This is a genomic window from Thermoleptolyngbya sp. C42_A2020_037, assembly GCF_015272455.1.
In the GTDB taxonomy this organism is placed as follows: domain Bacteria; phylum Cyanobacteriota; class Cyanobacteriia; order Elainellales; family Elainellaceae; genus Thermoleptolyngbya.
In genome coordinates, this window is record NZ_JACYLP010000011.1 from 24,864 (window position 1) to 48,072 (window position 23,209).

Here is a 23,209-nt window from a genome sequence, read left to right on the forward strand (position 1 = left end):
GTCTAGATAATCAGGAGATGCGAGGGTGAGTGACTGGCTTCAACTGTTTAACTCAGACTTTACCCCGCCAATCACTCTGCCTCTTAGAATAGACGTGCCTCTAGACGGCGGAACTTGCCTTTGGCACAAGCAGTCTGCTAACTCGACCCACTTGCCTGTAGAATGAATCCAACTTTCGGTGCTGGTGGTGCCAGGGAAAACATCTCCGACGAGCGGCGTGGCTGCAACCGTCTAAACTTTCCCCCGATGACCCAAACAAGCCCCAAATCAACATTCGTTTGGGCCTGTAATTAAGGAGTATTAAGTCGTTATGAGGTCACTATTTCAACGGAGTGCGGCGATCGCAGTAGCAGGCGGCATCGCGTTGACTGGTCTTTTGGCAGGTGGGCTGCGCGTCTTGGCGTTGACCACCGAGCAAGTCATGGAGCGTCTCCGCCCCATCCCTGTGTTTGCAGTTACCGATGCCGATGGCACCCCGCTCGTTGCGACGACCGGAGAAGGAGATAACGCCACCCCCGTCGCAGGGGTCTTCATCAGCCGTCAAGACGCGCAGCAGTTTGTCGAGGGGCTGAAATCTCGCAATCCCCAGCTTGGGAACTCGGTGCAAGTGACAACCGTTTCGCTGGCGGAAATTTTTGAACTGGCGGTGCGCCAGCAAAACGACGATGATGCCCTGCGGTTCTACTTTGTGCCCATGCGTCAGCAGGTCGAGTCGGCCCGCACGGTACTCCAGCAAAATCGGCAAAATCCTGAGAATTTCGAGGGTGTTCCGCTGTTTTTCCTAGAATCGACCCAGGAGGGCGGCGGCTATCTCACCATTCAGCAGGGGAACCAGCGGGTGATTCCGATTTTCTTTACGCAGCAAGACTTGCAGGCAATGGTGACCCGGATTACCCAACAAGAGCCGAGTCTGGCAGGTCGGACGCGGGTGCAAGTGACCAGTTTGGAAACGCTGATCCAGATTTTCCAAAGCAGCGATGATCCCGACTTGAATCAAGTGGTGCTGGTGCCACCTCGCGAGACGCTGGAGTACATTCGGACGTTGCAACCAAATGGCAGTGCAGCACCGGCCGGAGGCGGCCGCAATAGCGGCGGCAGAACCCGCTAGTGCCTGGGGTTGAAACGGTAGTTGAAACAGTGGCGGGCGATCGCCTCTGGCAGTGGCGGCAGGCTGCCTGTCAGTCGGCGATCGCCCAACAAGTCAATCCAGCGGAGGTTGATTGGCTGCTGCAACACGGGGCCGGCGTAGCGCCGCTGCTGCTGAAGCTGGGGCCGCCGTTTCCACCAGAAATTTCGCTCAGCCGTTCCCTGGCTGACCTGACCCGGCTTTGGCAGGCGCGGCTGCGCGACCGAGTGCCCGTGCAATATCTGGTCGGTCGAGTTCCCTGGCGAGAGTTTGACCTGGCCGTGTCGCCAGCGGTTCTGATTCCGCGTCCAGAGACAGAACTGTTGATTGACCTGGCAAAATCCGCAGCTTTGCACCATGGCTTGCCCCTGAATGAACCTCGCCACTGGGCTGATCTGGGCACGGGCAGCGGGGCGATCGCCCTTGGGCTGGCCTCGGTCTTTCCGCTAGCGACAATTCACGCGGTGGACAGGAGCGAACCCGCGCTGGCGATCGCCCGACAAAATGCCGATACTGCTGGAATGGGCGATCGCATCCAGTTTCACCAAGGCGACTGGTTCGAGCCGCTAGCCCCCCTTGCCGGACAGCTACAGGGCATCGTCTCAAACCCGCCCTACATTCCCACCAGTGATTTAACCCACCTAGACCCAGAGGTCGTTCGCCACGAACCCCACGCCGCCCTCGACGGCGGCCCCGACGGGCTAGACTGCATTCGCCATATTGTCCACACCGCCCCCCGCTACCTGAAACCAGGCGGACTATTGCTGTTGGAAATGATGGCCGGCCAGGCCCCAGCCGTCGCCCAACTCCTCAGCAAAACGGGACAATACGCCACGGTTCAGATTCATCCCGACCTGGCCGGAATCGAGCGATTTGCCGTCAGCGTGAGGAGGAGATAGGCAATAGGGATTTGAAGGAAGAACGAAATTGGAAGAACGAAGAACGAAAATGGAAAAGCGAAAACCTGCTCTTCCCTCTTTTCCGTCTTCGTTCTTCGTTCTTCGTTCTTCCCTCTTCCCTCTTCCCTCTTCGTTCTTCCCTCCTCCCTCTTCCTTCTCACTTCCCCCACAGCGTCGTGTCCATTCGCGCCTGCAACTCTTCAGGAAACTCGCCCGTATGCACCTGCTCCCGCAGCACTTCTGGATCGCCCCAGGACACCAGTTCCAAATACGTGCGGGCTGCGCCCAGCGGATTGCCGTCCAGGTCAAAGAGTTCCAGCCAGCCGTCATCGCCGTCGGTCGTCGTCACCACTGCGTAAACTGCGCCGTGGGGTGCGCCCTCCATTGGCATTTGAGAAACTGACACCGAACCCCAGTCGCGCTGCATCACGTTTTCATCATAGAAATCGTAGGCTGCCTGAACGGTGGCGGGCAGGGGGGGCGTGCCTGCGATGCCGATGCCGCCGATCGCATTCTGACGCAGCGGCATTTCTTCAGGGGTGTCTTCCCCGCTCTGATAGGCGGCGTATTTGGCTTGCCAAAAGGTCTTGAGCAGGCTGGCACACTGTTGCTGTACAGGTGTTGGCTCTGAAGCGGGCGGGTTGTCCATGTTGCACAATCAATTACGTTGGTGAAGGTATAAACAGCCAGGAATGATAATGCGGCAGCGGTAGAAAATTAGCAAAAAATTAGCGCAGAGAAGTTGCCTTAAACCCTTGTAATCCGTAGAATAGCGCGAGTTTGAGATAAGCTAAAGTCCTCTATTTTGGACTGTGAAGGGGTTCCTGCGATGCCGCAAGTGTCTCTGGCTGAATTGGTTGATATTGCTCGGCAAGGCGCTGGGCTGATTAGCTTCCCGACGGATACCGTGCCTGCGCTGGCAACGCGACCAGATGCAGCGGGGCTAATCTATGCCGCCAAGCAGCGAGACGAGCGCAAGCCGCTGATTTTGATGGGCGGCAGTGTGGAAGATCTGTGGGCGTTTGTTGCAGGCGACGAGGCGGCAAAGGCGCAGTGGCAGGCGGCGGCGGAGCGCTACTTTCCGGGAGCGGTGACGCTGGTGCTGCCTGCGAGCGATCGCCTCCCCCGCGCCATGAACCCAACTGATCCAACGACCATCGGCATTCGTGTACCCGACCATGCCCTGGCGCAACATCTGCTGGCACAGACAGGCCCCCTGGCCACCACCAGCGTTAACCGCTCCGGAGAACCCGCGTTACAAGATCTGGCAGGCATTAATACACAGTTTCCCGATGTCTATACGCTGACCGAAGCAGCACTAGACGAACTGGGGCGATCGCTCTCGGTGTCCACTACCTATGCGGGTTCTGGAACTCCCTCAACGGTGGTGAAATGGACGGACTCGGGCTGGCTCGTTTTGCGGCAGGGCCAGGTCATTTTCCAGCCATAGGCTGCCAGAGCCGTAAGTTAAGATAAGACTAAAAACTGGTAAATTTCCTATGAAAACCGAGCAGCGGAGCAAGGGCAAGCAACCCAAGCAAAGCAAGCAAATCAGGCAACCCAAGGAACAGCCAACGCCTCAACCCTTGACCCTGGGAGAGTATGCCCATCGCATCGTGGGGGAGCAGTATCGCCAGATGGTGAAGCACGAAAAGCACGTCCTGGCAGATACCGACCCAGAGCATCTCCACCAAATGCGCGTTCACAGCCGACGGCTCTATACGGCGCTGCAAGTGTTTGCAGCAGCCATTGTGCTGCCTAGAGCGGCCCATGCCAAGCGCGTGCGATCGCTCACCAAGTCCCTGGGCAAACTGCGCGACCTGGACGTGCAAATCGCCATGCTCCAGACAGACTATCATCCCCATCTGAGCCAGCCAGAGCAGGCGTACCTGGAAAGGGCGATCGCCGCACTCCAGCAAAAGCGCCGCAAAGCCCTTGCAGGCACCCGCGACATCCTCAGCCAGAGCCGCTATCAAGACCTGAAAACCGCCTACGAAACCTGGCTCAGCGCTCCCCAGTTCACGCCACTGGCTCAAATCCCCATTGTGACCGTTCTGCCCGACCTGCTCAGCCCGTTGCTATCGACCTCGCTGCTACACCCCGGCTGGCTCATTGCCACCGAAGCAGTGACCGAAGACACCGCCCCAACGCTGCACGACCTCCGCAAAGCCTGCAAGCACGTTCGTTACCAGGCAGAGTTTTTCGTCAGCTTCTATGGCGCTCAGTTCAAAGCCTGGATCGCCGGGCTAAAGTCGCTACAAGACAGCCTTGGCAGCTTGCAAGATATTCAGGTGCTGCTGGAGCTGCTATCCGACGTGCTGCCCAAAGGCACAGAGCTATTAGAACTACGGCAAATGGTGCAATCCAACCAGCAGCAAATTTTGGCGAACTGGAACCAAACGCGCCTCCAGCATCTCGACCCAGACTCGCGCTACCAGCTTTATGAAATGCTGCTCCAGCCAGTGTTGGAGTAATGCAGCATTGGCGCACTGAGATTGGCACGCCGAGAAATGACCGGAGGAGGAGTGAACCGGGTGAGAGGATCGCGCATCCCCTTATCCCCGCTCCACCCCGTCTCCCCGCCCTCTTTGTTTTGCAACAAAACTTATCACTTCTCTCAGCCTGATTCCATCCACAGAATCAGGTTTTTTGGGACACTCTAAAGAGAGTTCTCGACATGCTTTTTAACATTCCGCATGGCGGGGCCTAAACGTTCTAATCTAAAAATTAATCTGTAAGACCCCAGAACGCTTGTTTAGTATCGCTTGCGACAATTTCTCCTGTGCCCATCACAGTCTGTGCCCATCGGAGGGTGTCGTGGTTCAAGCCGTTCTGAATTTCGTACTGGGAACGTCTACTTCTCACCTGAGGCAGTTGTTTATTAAGGGAGCTTTTGAAATCCAATGAGTGTCACGGCAAGCGGTGGAAGCTCTGTTGCGCGTCCAAACCTTTATCAAACCCTACCCGTCTCAACCATTTCCCAGGCGGAGCAGCAAGACCGATTCCTGGGGCGAGGTGAACTCGCCGAACTAACCAGTTTCTTCTCTTCTGGACTCAAGCGATTGGCGATCGCCGACGCTATCACCAGAAGTTCCGAATTCATCGTCTCTCGCGCTGCCAATCGCATCTTTGTCGGCGGCTCCCCGATGGCGTTTCTCGAAAAGCCCCCCGAAGAAGCCCCCGTCATGATGACGATGGGCGGCGTTGCACTTGACACCGAAGAAGCCATGAAGCTAGGCACCGTGACCTACGTTTCTGGTAGTGGCGGTGGTTTGCTGGAAGGGCTGCGGAACCTCTTTGCCACCCCTAGTGCAGGGCCGATTCCGCCCGGATTTCGCCCCATCAACGTGGCCCGCTACGGCCCCGCCAACATGCAGAAGTCTCTGCGGGATCTGAGCTGGTTCCTGCGCTATGTCACCTATGCGATTGTCGCAGGCGACCCCAACATCATCTCGGTGAACGTGCGCGGACTGCGCGAAATCATCGAAAACGCCTGCTCCGGTGAAGCGACCATCGTGGCTCTGCAAGAAATGCGGGTCGGCGCACTGACGCTGTTCCGCGATGATGCTGATGCCGCGCTGATCGTCACGCAATACTTTGAAGTGCTGATCAACGAGTTCGTTGCGCCCAGCCCTTCTAACAAGCTGCGTCAGCGTCCTTCTGGCGACCAGCAAGGTCTGCAACTGCCCCAGATCTATTTCAACGCGGCAGAGCGTCGGCCCAAGTACGCTATGAAGCCGGGGCTATCGGCCAGCGAGAAAAACGACGTAGTAAAGGCTGCCTACCGCCAAGTGTTTGAGCGGGACATTACCCGCGCCTATTCCCTGGGCATTTCTGACCTGGAATCCAAGGTGAAAAACGGCGAAATCTCTATGAAGGAGTTTATCCGCCGCCTGGCCAAGTCACCGCTGTATCGCAAGAATTTCTACGAGCCGTATATCAACAGCCGCGCTCTAGAACTGGCGTTCCGCCACATCCTGGGACGTGGGCCCAGCTCTCGCGAAGAAGTGCAGAAGTATTTCAGCATCGTTTCTAAAGGTGGGCTGTCGGCGCTGGTGGATGCGCTGGTCGATTCGCAGGAATATTCTGACTACTTTGGCGAAGAGACGGTGCCCTATCTGCGTGGTTTGGGTCAGGAGGCGCAAGAGTGCCGAAACTGGGGTCCTCAGCAAGACCTGTTTAAGTACAGCGCCCCGTTCCGCAAGGTGCCGCACTTTATTACCACCTTCGCCAAGTACAACCAGCCGTTGCCGGATCAGCATGTGTATGGTTCTGGCAACGACCCGCTGGAAATTCAGTTTGGCGCGATCTTCCCGAAACAGACTCGCAACCCTAGCACTAGTCCTGCCCCCTTCGGCAAAGACACCCGCCGGATTCTGATCAATCGTGGCCCTGGCATCAACAACCAGTTGAGCAATCCGGGCGCACGCGGTGTCGCTCCGGGAACTCTCGGCCCCAAAGTATTCAAGCTAGATCAGCTCCCTAGCTACACGGGCACCTTCAGCAAGAAGGGCGGCGACACCAAGGGCATCAGCGTTAAGTATTCCGAAAGCTCTACGCAGGCCGTGATTCGCGCCATTTACCTGCAAGTGATTGGGCGCGATGTATACGAAGGACAGCGCCAGAAGGTTGCCGAAATCAAGCTGGAAAACGGCGAGATTACGGTGCGCGAGTTTGTGCGGATTTTGGCGAAGTCTGACCTGTTCCGCAGCCTCTACTGGACTCCGCTGTACGTCACAAAGGCGATCGAGTATATCCACCGCCGCCTATTGGGCCGCCCCACCTACGGACGCAAAGAGATCAACGCCTACTTTGACATTGCGGCAAAGAAGGGCTTCTATGCGGTAGTCGATGCCATGATCGACAGCCTGGAATACAGCGAGGCCTTCGGCGAAGACACAGTACCCTATGAGCGCTATCTGACACCCGCGGGCTTGTCGCTGCGAACCAACCGCGTCGGCAGCATTGTCGATAAGGGCTTGCTGAAGCCTTTGGCTGAAGAAACGCCGAGCTTTGTGAGCTTGGGCGCAGTGACGGAAGTTCGCACGGAGCCAGACATTCAGTTCCGCTCTAGCCAGGGCGTGTCGAAGAAGCGGGAACAGACGAAGGTCTTCAAGCTGACCTCGGCTGCCGACGTGGCGCAACTGAAGACGGTGATCGGTGCAGCCTATCGCCAGGTCTTTGAGCGGGATATCGCGCCTTACATTGTTCAGAACGAGTTCACCGCGCTGGAGAGCAAGCTGGGCAACGGCGAAATCAACCTGAAGGAGTTCATCGAAGGGCTGGGTACGTCGAGCCTTTACATCAAGGAGTTCTACACGCCCTATCCCAATACCAAAGTGATTGAGTTGGGTACGAAACACTTCCTGGGTCGTGCGCCGCTGGATCAGGCGGAGATTCGCAAGTATAACCAGATCCTGGCATCGCAAGGGCTGAAGGGCTTCATCAACGCGATGGTGAACAGCGCTGAATACGCGCAGGCCTTTGGCGAAGATACGGTGCCCTACAACCGCTTCCTGACGCTGCCCGCAGCCAACTTCCCCAACACGCAGCGCTTGTATAACACGCTCACCAAGCAGAATAAGACGCTGGTGGTGCCCAGCTTTGAGCCGGTGAAGTCGAAGATGGACCCGACTAAGCTGCCGCTGACTGGACTGGCGATCGCCAATCTATCTGCCCAAGCTCGTCAGCCCGACCCCACCAAGCCCAAGTTTGTGGAACTGGGTCGCTCCTTCCTGGCGGAAGGTCAGGGGCAATCCGTTGAGATTGGGGTGGGAACCTCTCGCCGCAAGCCTGCTCGGATCTTCCGCATGAACCCCAGCATGACGCGGGGCGAAACGGAACTGGTGATCGATGCCATCTACGTGCAGGTGATGGACGTGTTTAGCGGTCAGGTTCCGGCGGAGTTCCGCCGCAGCGACCTGGAAAGCAAGCTGCGGAATAGCGAGATCTCGGTGCGCGAGTTTGTGAAGACGCTAGCGGGTTCGGACATCTACCGCAAGCGGTTCTATACGCCTTATCCCAATACCAAGGTGATCGAGTTTCTGTTCCGCCATCTGCTGGGCCGCGCCCCGGCCACCCAGGCAGAGATCCGCGAATATAACAAGCTGCTGGCCGATCGTGGTCTAAAAGCAGCCGTAGACACGATGGTGGAAAGCGCAGAATACTCGCGCTACTTTGGCGAAGACGTAGTGCCTTACAAGCGCTTCCCCTCTTTGCCCGCAGGCAACTACCTGGGTAGCGTGACGGCAGATGCCGACCTGGTGAAGCAATCCTGGTCGAGCCTGTCGCCCTCGTATCTGACCGGGCAGTAGAACGTAAGAGGCCGGGGTAGTCCGTTGGGCTGCCCTAGCTGGATATCTTGCTCACGCCGACTGGTTAATTTAATTAGTTGAACGGAAAAGCCTCAGCACAATGCTGCGCTGAGGCTTTTTGTTTTTGAGATTGAGAGTCAGGCTAGGGGATCAGGGCATCTTCTGAACCCATCCAGCCTATAATCCCATAGGTTCCTAGTCCCAAAGATCTAAGGGCAGATGCCCATAGAGATCGTTGATGTCGTCAGGATCGGCAGACTGGCACGACACCAGCACGCCGCGATGTTCACCAGGGTAGGTGTCTGCGTAACAGAGGCTCGACTTGGGATTGAACTTGAGATAGACCGGGCCGTCCAGCGAAACCGCTGGCGGCTGGGGTGCATAGCCAAGGGCGATCGCATATTGTTCTAGAGCAGCCCAACCTTCTGCCTGAGAACTGGCGCAAACCCCCAGCATTTGGTAATCCGAGTGCTGTGCAACTAGCCTCAGCGCTTCACGAAGACTCGCTTTTTCTTCGGCGGATAGCGTGGGCGCAGCGGTCTGGCAGTCAAACTGCTTAAGCAGGCGATGGGCCTGGTCGCAGGTGAGGGCGATCGCTTTAGAATCCGTCATACTCTAGCCAATCCCTGACTATGCCTTAGAGGTTTCTGGTTCGGCAGCGGCCTCAGGCTCCGCAGTTTCTTCAGCCACAGGCACTTCTGCAACAGGTTCCAGCTCAGGTTCGGGTTCAGGCGTAGGTTCGGATTCCGGTTCAGGCGTAGGTGCTTCGGCAACAGGTTCCGGCTCAGATTCGGGTTCTGGTGCAGGCGCTTCAGCAGCGGGTTCAGGCTCAGCAACAGGTTCGGGTTCGGGTTCCGGCGCAGATTCGGGTTCGGGTGCAGGCGCTTCAGCAGTGGGTTCAGGCTCAGCAGCAGGTTCGGGTTCTGGCGCGGGTGCTTCAGCAGCGGGTTCAGGCTCAGCAGCGGATTCTGGTTCTGGCGCGGGTGCTTCAGCAGCGGGTTCAGGCTCAGCAGCGGATTCTGGTTCTGGCGCGGGTGCTTCAGCAGCGGGTTCAGGCTCAGCAGCGGATTCTGGTTCTGGTGCAGGCGCTTCAGCAGGTTCGGGTTCAGGCTCAGTAGCGGATTCTGGTTCTGGCGCAGGCGCTTCGGCAGGTTCGGGTTCTGGTGCGGGTGCTCCGACCACCTCTGCGACGACTTCTTCTGCGACCACTTCCTCTGTTGCTGCTTCTAGGGATGCGTCCTCGGCTGCGATTTCCTCTGGTGGCGGCTCTTCAACAGGTTTTTTCTGGGTTGGTTTGGGCCCACGCATTAGGGCAGGGCTAACCGACGGCGAAGGGCGATCGTCTCGATCACGCCCACCTTTGCCCTTGCGACGCTGGCGATCGCCCGACCGCGAATCCTCCGATCGTTCACGCGGCGACTCATCTCCGCCAGTGCGTTCACTTTTTTTAACTGGGCGCGGCTTGTTGCTCCCGGATGGAGTGCTAGAAGACGCCGTGTTAGAAGTGTTAGAAGTAGTCTCAGACGCTTCCTGGGTCTGACGCTCAGATTTCTTGATAGGACGTTCAACCATAACGCTCAGCTATACCCTGCCGCAACAATCATTCACTATTTGTTAATCGTAACAGCGCAGGTCAAACGCAACCGCGATTCATACCGAGATCGGCGTTATTTTGCGATATCACCCTGATCTGGATTGCAAGCAGGCAAGGTGCGGTCGATGGAAATCAGTCTTGCCATAAAAAAGCCATCCAGGTCATGCTGATGAGGCAAAATGCGAAGCCAGCCCTGCGGCTGTTGAAACTGGGCAGTCGGATGCTCCGGGGGCAGCGGATCGATTTTCCAATCAGGATGGGTCGCTAGAAAATGCTGCACAACGCGCTCGTTTTCGTCGGGATGCAGCGTGCAGGTGGCATAGACCAGCGTGCCACCGGGTTTGACCCAGGTGGCGACATGGCGCAGGAGTTCAGATTGCAACTGGGCAAGCTCCTGCACAGAGTCGGAGGTTTGTCGCCAGCGGGCATCGGCATGGCGGTGCAGCGTGCCCAAACCCGAACAGGGCGCATCTAGCAGCACCCGGTCTGCCTGGTTGGTGAACTGGGTGAGGGTGCGGCTGTCACCAGGACAGAGTTGGATGCTGGTGAGTTGCAGCCGCTGGGCATTTTGCAGCACTTTTTTGAGGCGGCTGGCACTGCGATCGCCCGCCCAAACCACGCCGCGATCGCCCATCAGTTCTGCCAGATGCGTCGTCTTGCCGCCCGGCGCAGCGCAGGCATCAATCACCGTTTCTCCAGGCTGTGGATCGAGCAACATCCCCACAAGCTGGGCGCTGGCATCCTGCACCGACCACCAGCCCTCTGCATAGCCCGGTAGCGCTGGAATAGCGCCCCGATGGTTTCGCAGCCGCAGCGCCTGAGGAAAGCCATGCAGCCGTTCTACCGCGATGCCGGCCGCCTGCATGGCCGTTTCCACCTGTTCCACGGAAGTCCGCAGCGGATTCACCCGCAGGTCAATCCTGGGCGGCTGATTAAACCAGTTGCAGAGTTGCTCAGCATCAGTTTCGCCAAATTGCGCGATCCACTGCTGCACAATCCAGTCGGGCATACTGTGTGCAGTGCCGATGCGCGAAACCGGGTCGGCTGGCAGGTTCAGCGGATCGCCCGTCTCGCGCTCTGCGGCTTGTCGAAGATACCCCCGCAGCAGCCCGTTCACGAAACCCGCCAGCCCTGCAAAGCCGTTGCCCTTGGCCAGGTCTACGGTTGTATCGACTGCCGCCGAGGGGGGAATGTGGCTGAGATAGCGCAGTTGATAGAGTCCCAGATGCAGGATGAGTCGCAGATTGGGCGGCTGCTGGTCGGCGGGTTTTGTGGCCAGTTGGCTAATCAGGGCATCGAGGGTGCGCCGTCGCCGCACACAACCGTAGACCAGTTCGGTGGCCAGACGGCGATCGCGCTCTGACAAATCGCCCTGGTGGAGCCGATTGTCCAGCACCACATCGGCAAATGCGCCCCGCTCTACGTCCCGCAACGCCTCCAGAGCAACCTGCCTCAAGTTTTGGCCCACATTTTGACTCATACTGACTACCGTAGCTAAACAGCGGATGCGAAAATCAGAGCCGCCCCCGTTTGGTTCTCAAAACCTGTTTCCTTAACACAACCCTCGATGCAGCGCTCGATAACAGGCTCAATCCGACGACCCACGCAACCTTTTTCACTTAGAACTCAGTGGCTCTGGGCGATCGCCCTCTGCACGCTGATTGCCCTCCTCTCTATGCTGAACTTTTCAGCATACTATTCGCCCCGCCTCAATTCGGATCAGGCCATTCATGTGCTAATGGCTTACGACTTGCAATTGCCAGAGGATTTCTACTTTTGGGGACAAGATCGTCTCGGCAGCCTGCTGCCAATCTTGGCTCACGGCCTGTTAAAACTCTTACCGATACGCCCGGTAGTAGCGCTGTCAATTGCTCAATATGCGATTCTGGCTGCTGGGTTTTGGATGCTTGCCCGGTTCTTCAAACAGCCGTTTATCAGCATAATTCTGGCACTAGTCTGGTTTTTACCACTCCGCTCCTTCATCGAATTGGTGCTGCCTGCCCATCCCTATGGACCTCAGTTCCTTATGGTTGGTGCTGCGCTGCTGCTGTGCCGCCGAGTACTTGCCAAGGCGAGACCCGGTCAACCGCTGAATCAGCCCTTGACCCTGGCGGCGATCGCCCTCTGCGCGTTTCTGGCGATTTGGATTTCCGACTTTTCAGCGCTGATCTTTTTTTGTCTGGCCGTCGTGCTGGTGCTGATCCGGCTGGGCGATCGCCCCACATCTGCTGACCAAACTGCCAGCCAAACTGCTAACCAAACCTTCTGGCAGCGTATTGGGCTATCCCGACTCGACCTGCTGGCATTAGGTCTGGCTTTGCTGGTCGGCATTGGCTTTGTCGCCTTTGCCAAGAGTCAGGCGATGCGCCGCAATGAGAACTATGGCACCCTGAGCAGCCCCGACCAGATCTGGGCCGCCGCAACGCACCTGGCGATCGCCGCCTGGGAAACGCTTACCTTTCAGCACGGGTTTCTGCTGGGGATTCATGCCGTTCTGGTGTTGGGCAGCGTGGCAACGATGGGGTACTTGTGGATAAAGGGGCGATCGCACGCCCTCCAACTCTCGCCCTGGTTCTACTATTTTCTCGGTACCGCAATTCTCAGCTTTGCCGCGCTCCTCTGCCTTGCCTGGGTCTACCACAACCGCGTCAGCCTGCGATATTTTGTCCCGATATACCTGCTGCTCTGGCTAGCGGCGCTCAGTTTTTTGCAGTCCCTCAGCGGCCGCTGGTTTCGCCGTCTGGGGCTGCTGCTGCTGGGCACAGCATTGGTGTCCAGTTTCACCCTGCCCAACGTGCTGTCTTTCCAGCGGCCACCGTCCACCATTGCCCGCCTCCAGCCGCTTCAGGCACTTGCGCCTGCCGCGTTTATTGCTCAACCCGGCGGGCCTTACCTGTTCTGCGCGGTTGATCCAGAAAACCTAGACTGCACCCCCGCCAGCGTGAACTGGACAGCGTCTTGCGATGAAAATCTCAAAAATTCTCAGGAGCGGTTGACCAAAATCTCGCGGCCCCGCTGCCCTCGCTGTACTCGGCGTGCCCTCGCGGCCCCGACGATTTACGCAGTCGAGGGAAAGTGGCTGGAGGCGGCGGGTTTTACAGACGATTCATTCCCTAAGGAAATGCAGCAGTTTGGACTGTGCTTGGTGAAAGTCGGCGAGCCGATTCAGGTCAGTCACTATCAAATGGCTCCCTATAAGCGCAAAGGGCCTGCTCCCTCTCCTTGAGAGTTGCCAGTGCGCGTGTGGTTTGTTGAGCAGGCTGAGCCAAATCAACGACGAACAGCAAACAGCGACAGATTCGACACCCAGCCCAGCAGCCGGGTCGGGCGATAGTAGAGCGTCAGGTCGGGCGGGAACAGTTGCTTAAACTCCGAGAGCGTCAGCAAGTTGAGGTTAGCCTCTTTTGCCCAAAAATCGTGTCCCAAAAGCCGCAAAATTTTCCGAAACCAGTGGGGCGGTAGCCAGTGAATCAGCGGCAAGATGGTGTGAAATTCCACTGGATACCAGCGGTTGGGCGTGGCGATATAGACCTGCTTTCCGACGCGGCAGAGCTCCTGGACAAAGGCCCGCTGCTGTGCCCGACTGCCGACGTGTTCAATGACGGCAAAGCTCACCACTAGGTCAAAGCTCTGATCGGCAAAGGGCAAATCTAGCGCGTTTGCCTGGACAAACGTTAGACCCGGAAACTCCTGTTCGAGGAAGGATGCATCCTCTAGCCCAACGGCGGTGATGCGGTCTGCATAGGGATAGGCCTTTTCAAAAAAGTTGCAGTCTTCGCGGCGATCGAGCGTTACGCCGACATCAAGGACTGTGGTGTCGGGGGTGGGCCGGGCCAGATCGAGGAGCGATCGCATCATTCGCTTGCGGGCATAGAGCGACAGCTTGCTCACCAGACCCAGCAGATTAGGCTGAACGTAGTCACTATTCCGATCTGGGACAGAAGCCCGGTTGAAGAAACTCATTCACCCCACCGGAATGATCCGGAGACTGGCTGTGAGACAGGTTTGAACACGGCTCGCGTCTGGGGCTTAGTCTAACTAGTCTGGCGGCTGTCGTCGGGAAGACGACCCCGCCCCAGCCACCTCGCGCACTCGGTAGATGGGACGACCCTGGGACTCATGATAGGTTCGCATCAGCAGCTCTGCTAGCAGCCCAAAGCAAAACAACTGCACCCCGGCCAGGAAGAGAACGACTGCGAGGATCAGCAGGGGGCGATCGCCAATGTCTTGCCCCCGCCCAAACTTGAGAAAGCCCAGATACAGTCCCACAAGCGTGCTGGTACTCATCAACACCAGCCCCCACAGCCCAAACACATGCATCGGGCGGGTCAGAAACTTTTTCATGAAGGCAATGGTGAACAGATCCATCACCACGCGAACCGTGCGCCCTAGACCGTACTTGCTCTTGCCAAACTGGCGGGCGTGGTGGCGCACGGGCACTTCGGTAATTCGCGCCCCTTCGATATAGGCGAGGGCAGGCAAAAAGCGGTGCAGTTCCCCATAGAGGTTCATATCTTCTACCACCTCAGCCCGATAGGCTTTGAGGGAACAGCCATAATCATGCAGCTTTACGCCCGTGACGGAGCCAATCAGCGCGTTGGCAATCTTGGACGGCAGCAGCCTCGTCAGCGCCGCATCTTGCCGATGTTTGCGCCATCCGCTCACTAGGTCATAGCCCTCATTGAGCTTGGCTACAAGCATGGGAATATCGGCTGGGTCGTTTTGCAGGTCACCATCCAGCGTTACGATCACCGCGCCCCGCGCATGGTTAAAGCCTGCGGCCATGGCGGCTGTCTGTCCATAATTTCGCCGCAGCAGCACGGCCCGCAAGTCGGTGCGCTGTTGCGCCAATTGCTTTAGCAGATCGGTAGAGCCGTCTTTGGAGCCGTCATCGACACAGACGATTTCATAATCCATGCCGCTGGCTCGGAGCGTGGAGGCGATCGCCTCTATCAGCCGGGGCAAGCTCTCTACCTCATTGTAAATCGGCACTACCACCGAAAGGGCTGGCGCAGGGGGGTGGCTCTCTGACCCATTCAGTTGCCCCTCAACCAGATGCCTATCCACCGGATGCTCATCGGCTGGATGCACCAATTTCGGATCTTGCGAAGAAAAATGAGTCGTCATACCACCTCGGGCATTCTGAAGGCAACCTGGCTACAAACCTAGACAAACAAGTCTGGACAAAAAGTCATAAAGTACGCTGTAGGGTACTCTGTGAAGATTATTCAACACGATGGTCATTTGGGAAAGATGGTGTGCCAGCGTTGCGGACACGCACCACCTTGCTCAGCAGGTCAAACCAAAAAGACGATCCCATCGAAATTGCAATGCCTGTAATCAGCCAGCCCAAAATCCGTTTTGGAATCGAGATCAACAGACTGGTATTGGGCGGAAACTGTTGCAGGCGGTTGCGCTTGCTCCAGCCGATGGGCAGAGGAATGTCGTCTAGCACCGTGTCTACGGCATCGCGAATATCTGCCAGTTCTTGCTGAAGGTTGGACGCTTCTGTGGCGGGTGCGATGGGCGTTGTATCGGGCGGCAATCCGCCAGGTTCTAGCGTGTCAAAACTGGACTCGCCAACATTGGGAGAATTTGGAATTGGCAACGGCTGTCCAGAGGTTGGGAAGGCTTCACGAAACCGGGTGGGCGCTTGGGGCGACTGGCTCAGAAGTTGGTTGGCGCTTTCGGACACCGCAGCCCGAATCGCCGAATCCCGCGACAGGCGATCGACCACAAGAAACGTGTCTGCATTGGTCGCCGCCGCCAGCAAAATGCCCAAAATAATCGCCACCCCTTTGGCATTGCGTTTGTAGACACCCGACGCTCGATCCATCGAACGGTTGAACCAGTTCTCTACTTCTTGCTCCAGTTTGCGTAGCCCGTCCTGAAGCCCGTCCGACCGCATTTGCGCCTGGTTTGCCAGGATGCTCAGGTTTTGTCTGAGATGGGGTGGAAGCTGACTCACGCGCGATCGCACCTGAATCACCGCATCCTCTAGCTCGGCGGGCAAATCGCCGCGATTGTTCAGGACCAGCGTCATCACCTCGCCAATGGTCGGCTCCAGCTTTTTCATTTGCACGGCCTGTTTCAGGTAGGGTAGCCGCCCCAGGATGATGTCCTGACAATGGTTGTTGTTTTTTAAGTACGCTTCGGTGCTGTCGATGAACAGGCGAATCTGCTCCGTAGCCAGATCCATGCTTCGAGACAGCGAAATCCGGTTGCTGCGAAAGTCGTCGCGAATGTTGCGGAGTCGCTGCCGCAGTCCTTCAAACTCCGCTTCTAGGAGTGAGTCGTCGCCGACGCTGTTGCGGAGCGATTTGAGGATGTCTTCCACTAGTGCCAGCTTTTCTTCTCCCAATCGGCGCATCGTGTAGTCGCTAATTTTTTGAGTCAGGCTTTCGACATCCAGCTGCTGGAGGAGCGCATCGGCGAAGGTTTTGGACGGAATGTAGGAGGGGCCGCTGAACTGGTTGCCAAACACATTGCGATCGCCCGTGACCCTACGATAGAGCGCCCCGATATTGCGAGACACCCGGCGAAATAAGCGGGGCAGGGTTCCTTTAGCTTCCTGGTTGAGCGATCGCATCAATGGGCTGCTATACAAGTTGTCAATAAAGGTTTGATAGGTGCTGACTTCTTCTGCATTACCTGTGAGCAAAATCTCGATGGACTTCTTGAGATGCTCGGCCCGCCATTGCAGCAACGTGCTGAGAAGTTCCTGAAGTTCTGAAGCCAGCAAGCTGAGGATAAGAAATAGAAAAATGACCCCAAGCGTAATATCAAAAATGATCGGCAGACTCATCGCGCAATCCCTCACCCTGCCCCAATGGGCGATCGCTCTAAATTAAAAACCAAGAGCCTATAAAAAAACATCAACCAAAAGCGGGCCCCCAAAACCGGAAGCCCGCCTATTAGTTTAATCGTAGTTTTTCGGCATGATACATCAAACTTGTCGCTGCCGCTGATGACGCAGACTGTGATGCAGCTCGTGACGCAGATTGCAAAGCTGAATTGCAAAGCCGAACTGCGACAAGCCCAACGTAAAGCAACACAAGTTGGGCTACACCGACTGAAGCACACGGTTGGTTCGCAGACTCAACGCCACAGGTGCAGCAAGCTGAACTTGCTGCCGCGCCTGAATCACATCTGCGAGGTTTGGCATTTCTTGCCAGCAGTGCGTACAAAACCAGTAGACACGATTGTGTCGCGCATGGCGCAACAAAGGCTCGGAGCAGCAAGGGCAAAGGTTCATGGCTTTATAAGGAGCGCTTAATTATGAAGTGAGGAATACAGACAACGAGGAATGCAGGATGCAGAAAACACAGATAAAGCAGGCACAAACGCAAACAATCAGAAAAACACCAGCCTAGACTTCAATTCCTCAACACCCGGCAAGATGCTCACGAACATCTCGCACAATAAACACACCTGGAAACACACCTGGATTTTTATTGAACTTAATTAAGGACTTAGTAAGGACTTAATTAAATTTAGCCAATGAGGATTCAGATCTGCCTGAAGAAGCTATCCGAGTAAGTTTCTTTGGCTCTCGCCGAGCATTACTTCAATCGGTTAGGTCGATAAAGAAATGCGTCTAATGCGTCCAATCTAATGCGTCCAATATGTGTCTAACAGCATGTTTCTAAAACCTTCTCTTTAAGTCTAGCGTTCAACAAAAATCCGAGAAGTTTCTAGAGGAACACAATCAAATTTTCAGAGTTCGTTCCTCAGGAAGATTCTAAAGAACGCGAATTACTGCCTTCTCTCGCCGAACCCCAAGCAGTCCGAGACTCACAAGCTTAGTCTTGCGTTCTTAATTTCGCAGTCTTGGTCAGAAAAATTTGACTTCCTAGACTTGAACTATTCCAGAATCAGACTATTTCCAATGAAGATGAAAACGGATAAGAAAGGACAAGGGATAGAAGTTTTTCAGAATGGCTCGACTTAGCTGGCCGATAGAAGGCTAGTTGATAGACGGCTGATTGACAGATAAAAAATACGGTTTGGTTCAATCGAGATCAATCTCACAATCAACCTAAGAATCAACCAAACAATCAACCAAACAATCAATCACGCAAGATAATGCTCAGTCTTGTCCTCCACTTATTATTGTTGAACATAATTAATGGACGGGCAAGACTTCTAAAGAAAATGTTACAAGCTTCGTTATGGGAGTTTACGCTTTGAACATCAATTGCTTTGCTTCTTGATTTGCTCCTGTCAAGGCAAGATTTAAATATTTTGTATAGAGTTTGGAGTGTCTGCTCTCTAGGCTGCGACTAAAATCTGGCATTTGTAAGTCATGTGCAAAAAATGGATTGCTCAGGCGATAAAATTTGTATCATTTAAGACGCAAAATTGGTATCGATTTGTACGAATTAATAGTCAGGTGACTTCCGCAATTTGTTAGAAATTGCATCCAGAATTTGCGGATGCCGATGCTGCTCTGGCCGCGTCCGCAGGATGGCGTAACGCTTTATTTCAGAAACGCTGTTTTTCCTGTCATATCCTGAGTGTTGTGCTAAGCGAAAATAATGATTGTGCTAGGCGAAAATGCAGAATTTTCGCAAAAGTAGAACGTATCCCTTTGAACCCATCGGGTTGCATCCTGATGTTGCGCGTCGAGTTTTGCCCGTTGAATTTTGCGTTTGGAGAAACTCGCGCTACTCTGAAAAGCCAGAATGTGGATTAAACGGACGCTACCAGGACTCTACAAAGATTAGAAAAGATTAGGACAGATCAGGACTGCACATGACAACGTATGACTGGATTGTGGTTGGGGGTGGGGTTGCCGGATCGGCACTGGCCTACGAGTTAGTCAAACTGGGGAGTTCTGTGCTGCTGCTAGAGCAGTTTGCTGCGCCCAAGAATGGAACACGCTATAGCTATGGTGGGATTGCCTACTGGTCAGGTAATACTCCCCTGACTCAGCAGCTTTGCCAGGAAGGAATTGAGATTCATCGCCAGTTGTCGGACGAGCTGGAGGGAGACACGCAGTTTCGTGAACTAGACCTGGTGCTGGTGATCGAGCCAGGGGAAGACGTAGGGGCGATCGCCCAGTCCTATCGCTCTTGCTGGATTCCGCCACAGCCCATCAGTGTAGAATTTGCCTGCGAACTGGAGCCACTGCTGAACCCGGCGGCGTTGGGTGGAGCGCTGCACACCACACATGGCCACGTCAGCCCTGAGGCAACCACCCAGGCGTATCAGCAGGCGTTTCAGCGGCTGGGCGGCGAGATGCGGCTGGCGCAGGTGACGGGTTTTGTGCGGGAGGGCGATCGCGTGACGGGCGTGACGACCCCAGAGGGAACGCTGAGCACGGCCGGAGTCATTGTCAGCGCAGGGGGATGGAGTCGCACCTTACTGCGCCAGGCAGGGCTATCGGCGCGGATCTACTTCTCTCAGGCAGAGCTAATTGAAACACCGCCGAATACGCCGACTCAGCCCCGCACGCTGATCATGCCTGCTGCGCTAAAACGCTTTGAGCAGGAGGCCGCGGCTGGCGCAGCAGATGCACGGTGGAATCAGCCCAATCAGGAAGTCGTGCCGCCCATTTTGGACGAAGGCGTGATTCAGTTCAAAGACGGGCGGATTCGGATTGGTCAGGTGACGCGCATGATCAGCAGCTTGGAGCCGGAGGTTGATGCGGCGGCCAGCGAGTCTGCGCTGCGCCAGTCCGTGGGGCGGTTCTTGCCCAGCCTTAAGGAGGTTCCGGGAACCTGGAGTCGCTGTCCTGTGGCGTTTAGTGGCGATCGCCTGCCGCTGGTGGGGCCGGTTCCCGGTGCGGAGGGGATGCATCTTTTCTCTGGGTTTAGCAATCCCTTTGCGATCATGCCGCCCCTGGCCCGCCGCTATGCCCGCCACCTGGTGGAACAGCCCGATCCGCTGCTGGAGGGTCTGAGTCCGGGGCGGTTTGGAACGTAGCGAAGGGTGCATCCCAGTTATGCAAATTCGCCCTCATCCCCCAACCCCTTCTCCCAAAACGGGAGAAGGGGAGCCGGATTGAAAGTCGTGTAGCACGACAGCTCCGGGTTGTACTGGCTCCGCACTCCCAAAACGGGAGAAGGGGAGCCGGATTGAAAGTCCCTCTCCCGCTCTGAGAGAGGAATTTAGGGTGAGGGTTCCAAACGTGGGATGCACCCGTTTGGAACGCCAGCAACGGAGCGCTAACAAACCACCAACAAAAAAGCCACCCTTGCGGCGTGGCTTTGAGGAGCATATTCAGGAGGTTATAGACTCACTGGCTAGGCGAGGAGCTTGGTTGTTAGCTAGTTGTCTATGCCCTTCAGTATGCGGGGTGCGACCCTTTTAGCCAGTGACACGGGCGAACCCGACTGGGTGATTGTGACAGGGCGATCGCGTGATTTGCGTCACCGTGAACCGCAAATCCAAAATCGCAAATCCAAAATCGAGAAATTAGCCCACCAGTTCAAACTGAATGCCGTGGCTCTGGCGAAAGTCGTGGGTCTGGTGGTCGATGAGGTTGGTATCGCTGAGTTCCAGGTTATAGAAATCCACCGTGTCCTGGTCGAAGTAGGGGCCCGCGTGCCAGGTGCCCAGGTTCAGCTTGATAAAGCAGGTGCCTGGAATGTGGAAGGCGGCGATCGCCTCCAGTTCCGGCTGATCCAATTCCGACGGCGGCGCAACTGCAATTAACCAATCCTTGCCCTCCAGCGACCCCAGACATTGGGTACACTGCCGATGGCGAGTGATGCGGGAAAACTGCCGCCCGCGCTGGTGCAGCCGCATGATGTAAAACCGAGGAATGCCCCGATCCAAACAAAGCTGAGCATCATCGGGGCAAAACCGCGCCCCATCAGGACTGGCAAAAATCACCTGCCCAAACGGCTGAAACGCCTCTGCCGAAATGGGCTGAACCACAAGCTGACGAACGACTGACGTTGGCATGGGTCACCCTCCCTGTCTTTGCACTAATCCTCCGACTTCAAATCTCGCTCCATGAGCGCTTCCACTGCCTGCTGCGGCGTGATTTGCTCATTTAACAGCAGATAGACCTGGTGGGCGATAGGCATGGGGATTTGCTCCCGCTGGGCCACGTCAAAGAGGACATTGGCCGTATTCACACCTTCGGCCGTGCCTTCTAGGTCTGCCAGCACCCGCGACAGAGAAAGCCCTTGGGCAAGCTGATAGCCGACCTGATAGTTGCGGCTGAGGGGACTATTGCAGGTGGCCAGCAGGTCGCCCAGTCCCGACAGACCAAAGAACGTATCGGTTTCGCCGCCCAGATAGGTGCCGACGCGGATGATTTCTGCCAGGGCGCGGGTAATCAGAGCAGATTTGGCATTGGTGCCCAGTTTCAGCCCGTCGCACACGCCCACGGCGATCGCAATCACGTTTTTTAGCGTGCCGCCCAGTTCAGTGCCCAGCGGATCGGTATTCGTATAGACCCGGAAGCGCTCGGAGGCAAACACCCGCTGCACAAACTGCGCCGCTGCCGCATCACTGCTAGACACCACCGTTGCCGCCGGGAGATCTTGCATGATTTCCTTGGCCAGGTTGGGGCCCGAGAGGACGGCGATCGCCTGCTGCGGCAGCGCATCCCGCCAGAGTTGGGTGGGCGTGCGCCCGGTTTCTGGATCAAGCCCTTTGGTGGCGCTGACTAGGATAGTCGCTGGGTCTATTCCGATTTGTCCCAAACGCGGTGCCAATTCCACCACGCCCTTAATCGACATCGCAGACACCAAAATTTCAGCCCCGATTAGGCTGTCTTCGATGGGCGCATGAAACCGCCGCGACCAGCGCCGCACCCGATGCCCATTACGCTCTGCCAGCGTGGCCAGAGTGCCGCCCCACGCTCCAGCCCCCAACACTGTCAGATTCACAATCGGTCGAAGGAGTACTGGCTTGGGCAGGCTTGCAGCAGACACGCTTTCCGCCGAAAAGTTCGCAGGCTGAGCCGTCATAGGAGCCGTCCGCCCAACCAAACCGTGCAGGAGAGAATCCGTTCCACCCAGCTGCTGTTTGCGAACGGTAGGGCTGAGAGATCGACGGGTGCAGGGATCATCTCGCCTCGCCAGTCGAGCAGTTGCACGATCAGCAGGTAGGCAATGCTCAGCAAAATGGCGATCGCCCCTGTAATCACCGCTACCACTTTAGATCGATCCATTGCGCCACGCCTCACACGCTATTGAAGAGGTTTGTTTAAGAGGTCTGTTCAAGAAGGCTGTTCAAAATCCCTGCCGGAGGGACTTGATCTGGGGGTTCTGTCAAGTCTGCGATCGCCCAGAACCCAGCACCAGAGAAAGCTTTACCTGGTGCAATGCTCCACTTTGTTCAGCCATCCACTTTTTCGATCTGGTCGCGGATATCGTTGAGGTCAATGTACTTATCCGTTACATTTCGCAGTTCGCGGGCAATCATGCCCTCAGTAGACACGACTGTAATATGGGTGCTTTTGGAGCGGAGCAGTTCAATCGCCCGCTCAAAGTCGCCATCGCCGCTAAAGAGGATCACCCGGTCATATTGATCGACCGTATTGAACATATCGATTACGATTTCCACATCTAGGTTTGCTTTCTGGGAATAGCGCCCGGAGTTGTCGTCGTAATACTCTTTCAGAATTTTAGTTCGCACGGTGTATCCCAGGCTAATCAGCGCATCTCGAAACCCGCGCTGATCCTGCGGATCTTTCAGCCCGGTGTACCAGAAAGCGTTGATTAACTCTACGTCGGGATCACTTGTGAAATAATCCAGGACTCGGCGCGGGTCGAAGAACCAGCCATTTTTTTGTTGAGCGTAGAACATATTGTTCCCATCAACAAAAATCGAAAGGCGGCTAACAGATGACATAGAAGTTAAAACCTAAAAATTAGGGAGCTTAGAGAATTGGAGTTTATGGCTTAACTTTGGTCAGGGGCCGAGCGAAGCAGGCACAATCTACTCCGGCGGAGATTCCTGAGCGGCATAAATAAAATTTAAAAACTTCTAGAAAGCTGGGGGCTGATAAATGCTCTCAGTATAGCAACTGCGCCCAGCGCCGCTGTTTTTCAACGTACAGGAATGCCCTAGGCCAAGTCAGCTTTGCGTCTGCTGCAAACCCCAGGAAAGCTTATCCCAGAGTCTTTTCGGTCATTTGGCGCAATCCGATAACTTCCCATCTTAGCCCCAAGATTCAGCCCTGAGACACAGGTGACACACCTCAGCCGATCTGGAAAGCACATGCTGAAGGAAGGCAATAGAGGGGGACTGAGGAGGGCGATCGCCCGCTCTCCCGCTTCTACCCCAGTGGCGTTCCTGATTCATCGACTAAAAT

At 56.0% G+C, this 23,209-nt stretch carries 19 protein-coding genes; 7 read left to right on the forward strand and 12 right to left on the reverse strand.

Annotation, left to right across the window (positions count from 1 at the left end; genetic code table 11):
* The first annotated feature begins 310 nt into the window (after positions 1-310).
* Together IGS16_RS02780 and prmC are read left to right on the forward strand one after the other, a co-directional pair.
* Complete coding sequence (locus IGS16_RS02780; protein ID WP_297083169.1) at positions 311-1,108, forward strand: Tic22 family protein; 798 nt, start codon at positions 311-313, stop codon at positions 1,106-1,108.
* Positions 1,108-2,025 (forward strand): peptide chain release factor N(5)-glutamine methyltransferase, encoded by a 918-nt coding sequence (prmC, locus tag IGS16_RS02785; RefSeq protein WP_297083170.1) that lies wholly within the window; start codon positions 1,108-1,110, stop codon positions 2,023-2,025. The genes IGS16_RS02780 and prmC overlap by 1 nt, the downstream gene beginning before the upstream one ends.
* A gap of 157 nt (positions 2,026-2,182) precedes the next feature.
* On the opposite strand, the gene IGS16_RS02790 is transcribed toward prmC, so the two are convergent.
* Complete coding sequence (locus tag IGS16_RS02790; RefSeq protein WP_068509913.1) at positions 2,183-2,674, reverse strand: hypothetical protein; 492 nt, start codon at positions 2,672-2,674, stop codon at positions 2,183-2,185.
* Between the two features lie 180 nt (positions 2,675-2,854).
* Between IGS16_RS02790 and IGS16_RS02795 the strand changes: the two genes are divergently transcribed.
* From IGS16_RS02795 to IGS16_RS02805, 3 genes are all read left to right on the forward strand, one after another.
* A complete protein-coding gene (locus tag IGS16_RS02795) occupies positions 2,855-3,475 on the forward strand; it encodes an L-threonylcarbamoyladenylate synthase (protein WP_297083174.1) in 621 nt (206 codons plus the stop codon).
* A gap of 49 nt (positions 3,476-3,524) precedes the next feature.
* A complete protein-coding gene (locus IGS16_RS02800; RefSeq protein ID WP_297083176.1) occupies positions 3,525-4,499 on the forward strand; it encodes a CHAD domain-containing protein in 975 nt (324 codons plus the stop codon).
* Positions 4,500-4,928: 429 nt separating this feature from the next.
* Complete coding sequence (locus IGS16_RS02805) at positions 4,929-8,339, forward strand: phycobilisome rod-core linker polypeptide (RefSeq protein ID WP_297083178.1); 3,411 nt, start codon at positions 4,929-4,931, stop codon at positions 8,337-8,339.
* Between the two features lie 195 nt (positions 8,340-8,534).
* Here the strand turns inward: IGS16_RS02805 and IGS16_RS02810 are convergent, their stop codons facing one another.
* From IGS16_RS02810 to IGS16_RS02820, 3 genes are all read right to left on the reverse strand, one after another.
* Complete coding sequence (locus IGS16_RS02810) at positions 8,535-8,951, reverse strand: DUF1824 family protein (protein ID WP_297083180.1); 417 nt, start codon at positions 8,949-8,951, stop codon at positions 8,535-8,537.
* 18 nt (positions 8,952-8,969) lie between these two features.
* The gene (locus IGS16_RS02815) at positions 8,970-9,647 is read right to left on the reverse strand and encodes a hypothetical protein (protein WP_297083182.1); all 678 of its coding nucleotides are present in this window, start codon (positions 9,645-9,647) and stop codon (positions 8,970-8,972) included.
* Positions 9,648-10,006: 359 nt separating this feature from the next.
* Entirely contained in the window at positions 10,007-11,413 is a 1,407-nt protein-coding gene (locus tag IGS16_RS02820; protein ID WP_297083184.1) for a 16S rRNA (cytosine(967)-C(5))-methyltransferase, read from the reverse strand.
* An 87-nt stretch (positions 11,414-11,500) separates the two neighbouring features.
* On the opposite strand from IGS16_RS02820, the gene IGS16_RS02825 reads away from it, so the two are divergent.
* Positions 11,501-13,159: a hypothetical protein gene (locus IGS16_RS02825; RefSeq protein ID WP_297083186.1), complete on the forward strand. Its 1,659-nt coding sequence runs from the start codon at positions 11,501-11,503 to the stop codon at positions 13,157-13,159.
* Positions 13,160-13,203: 44 nt separating this feature from the next.
* On the opposite strand, the gene IGS16_RS02830 is transcribed toward IGS16_RS02825, so the two are convergent.
* From IGS16_RS02830 to IGS16_RS22265, 4 genes are all read right to left on the reverse strand, one after another.
* Entirely contained in the window at positions 13,204-13,896 is a 693-nt protein-coding gene (locus tag IGS16_RS02830) for a class I SAM-dependent methyltransferase (RefSeq protein WP_297083187.1), read from the reverse strand.
* A gap of 75 nt (positions 13,897-13,971) precedes the next feature.
* On the reverse strand, positions 13,972-15,060 hold the full coding sequence (locus tag IGS16_RS02835) for a glycosyltransferase family 2 protein (RefSeq protein ID WP_297083189.1): 1,089 nt from the start codon (positions 15,058-15,060) through the stop codon (positions 13,972-13,974).
* A gap of 97 nt (positions 15,061-15,157) precedes the next feature.
* A complete protein-coding gene (locus IGS16_RS02840) occupies positions 15,158-16,738 on the reverse strand; it encodes a hypothetical protein (RefSeq protein ID WP_297083191.1) in 1,581 nt (526 codons plus the stop codon).
* 258 nt (positions 16,739-16,996) lie between these two features.
* Complete coding sequence (locus IGS16_RS22265; RefSeq protein ID WP_068509894.1) at positions 16,997-17,188, reverse strand: hypothetical protein; 192 nt, start codon at positions 17,186-17,188, stop codon at positions 16,997-16,999.
* 1,499 nt (positions 17,189-18,687) lie between these two features.
* On the opposite strand from IGS16_RS22265, the gene IGS16_RS02845 reads away from it, so the two are divergent.
* On the forward strand, positions 18,688-19,860 hold the full coding sequence (locus IGS16_RS02845) for an FAD-binding oxidoreductase (protein ID WP_297083193.1): 1,173 nt from the start codon (positions 18,688-18,690) through the stop codon (positions 19,858-19,860).
* A gap of 492 nt (positions 19,861-20,352) precedes the next feature.
* Here the strand turns inward: IGS16_RS02845 and IGS16_RS02850 are convergent, their stop codons facing one another.
* From IGS16_RS02850 to IGS16_RS02865, 4 genes are all read right to left on the reverse strand, one after another.
* A complete protein-coding gene (locus IGS16_RS02850) occupies positions 20,353-20,844 on the reverse strand; it encodes an ureidoglycolate lyase (RefSeq protein ID WP_297083195.1) in 492 nt (163 codons plus the stop codon).
* A 23-nt stretch (positions 20,845-20,867) separates the two neighbouring features.
* Positions 20,868-21,860 carry an NAD(P)H-dependent glycerol-3-phosphate dehydrogenase gene (locus tag IGS16_RS02855; RefSeq protein WP_297083197.1) on the reverse strand — a complete coding sequence of 331 codons (993 nt, stop codon included), beginning with the start codon at positions 21,858-21,860 and terminating at the stop codon, positions 20,868-20,870.
* Positions 21,857-22,063 carry a hypothetical protein gene (locus IGS16_RS02860; protein WP_068509887.1) on the reverse strand — a complete coding sequence of 69 codons (207 nt, stop codon included), beginning with the start codon at positions 22,061-22,063 and terminating at the stop codon, positions 21,857-21,859. Before IGS16_RS02860 ends, IGS16_RS02855 begins: the two co-directional genes overlap by 4 nt.
* 167 nt (positions 22,064-22,230) lie before the next feature.
* Entirely contained in the window at positions 22,231-22,746 is a 516-nt protein-coding gene (locus IGS16_RS02865; RefSeq protein WP_068509885.1) for an NYN domain-containing protein, read from the reverse strand.
* Positions 22,747-23,209 lie beyond the last annotated feature (463 nt).

Excerpts from the sequence above, each read along its gene's own strand:
- IGS16_RS02780 (WP_297083169.1), top strand. The coding sequence starts at position 311 with ATGAGGTCACTATTTCAACGGAGTGCGGCGATCGCAGTAGCAGGCGGC.
- IGS16_RS02790 (WP_068509913.1), bottom strand. The coding sequence starts at position 2,674 with ATGGACAACCCGCCCGCTTCAGAGCCAACACCTGTACAGCAACAGTGT.
- IGS16_RS02795 (WP_297083174.1), top strand. The coding sequence starts at position 2,855 with ATGCCGCAAGTGTCTCTGGCTGAATTGGTTGATATTGCTCGGCAAGGC.
- IGS16_RS02800 (WP_297083176.1), top strand. The coding sequence starts at position 3,525 with ATGAAAACCGAGCAGCGGAGCAAGGGCAAGCAACCCAAGCAAAGCAAG.
- IGS16_RS02805 (WP_297083178.1), top strand. The coding sequence starts at position 4,929 with ATGAGTGTCACGGCAAGCGGTGGAAGCTCTGTTGCGCGTCCAAACCTT.
- IGS16_RS02810 (WP_297083180.1), bottom strand. The coding sequence starts at position 8,951 with ATGACGGATTCTAAAGCGATCGCCCTCACCTGCGACCAGGCCCATCGC.
- IGS16_RS02815 (WP_297083182.1), bottom strand. The coding sequence starts at position 9,647 with ATGCGTGGGCCCAAACCAACCCAGAAAAAACCTGTTGAAGAGCCGCCA.
- IGS16_RS02820 (WP_297083184.1), bottom strand. The coding sequence starts at position 11,413 with ATGAGTCAAAATGTGGGCCAAAACTTGAGGCAGGTTGCTCTGGAGGCG.
- IGS16_RS02825 (WP_297083186.1), top strand. The coding sequence starts at position 11,501 with ATGCAGCGCTCGATAACAGGCTCAATCCGACGACCCACGCAACCTTTT.
- IGS16_RS02830 (WP_297083187.1), bottom strand. The coding sequence starts at position 13,896 with ATGAGTTTCTTCAACCGGGCTTCTGTCCCAGATCGGAATAGTGACTAC.
- IGS16_RS02835 (WP_297083189.1), bottom strand. The coding sequence starts at position 15,060 with ATGACGACTCATTTTTCTTCGCAAGATCCGAAATTGGTGCATCCAGCC.
- IGS16_RS02840 (WP_297083191.1), bottom strand. The coding sequence starts at position 16,738 with ATGAGTCTGCCGATCATTTTTGATATTACGCTTGGGGTCATTTTTCTA.
- IGS16_RS22265 (WP_068509894.1), bottom strand. The coding sequence starts at position 17,188 with ATGAACCTTTGCCCTTGCTGCTCCGAGCCTTTGTTGCGCCATGCGCGA.
- IGS16_RS02845 (WP_297083193.1), top strand. The coding sequence starts at position 18,688 with ATGACAACGTATGACTGGATTGTGGTTGGGGGTGGGGTTGCCGGATCG.
- IGS16_RS02850 (WP_297083195.1), bottom strand. The coding sequence starts at position 20,844 with ATGCCAACGTCAGTCGTTCGTCAGCTTGTGGTTCAGCCCATTTCGGCA.
- IGS16_RS02855 (WP_297083197.1), bottom strand. The coding sequence starts at position 21,860 with ATGACGGCTCAGCCTGCGAACTTTTCGGCGGAAAGCGTGTCTGCTGCA.
- IGS16_RS02860 (WP_068509887.1), bottom strand. The coding sequence starts at position 22,063 with ATGGATCGATCTAAAGTGGTAGCGGTGATTACAGGGGCGATCGCCATT.
- IGS16_RS02865 (WP_068509885.1), bottom strand. The coding sequence starts at position 22,746 with ATGTCATCTGTTAGCCGCCTTTCGATTTTTGTTGATGGGAACAATATG.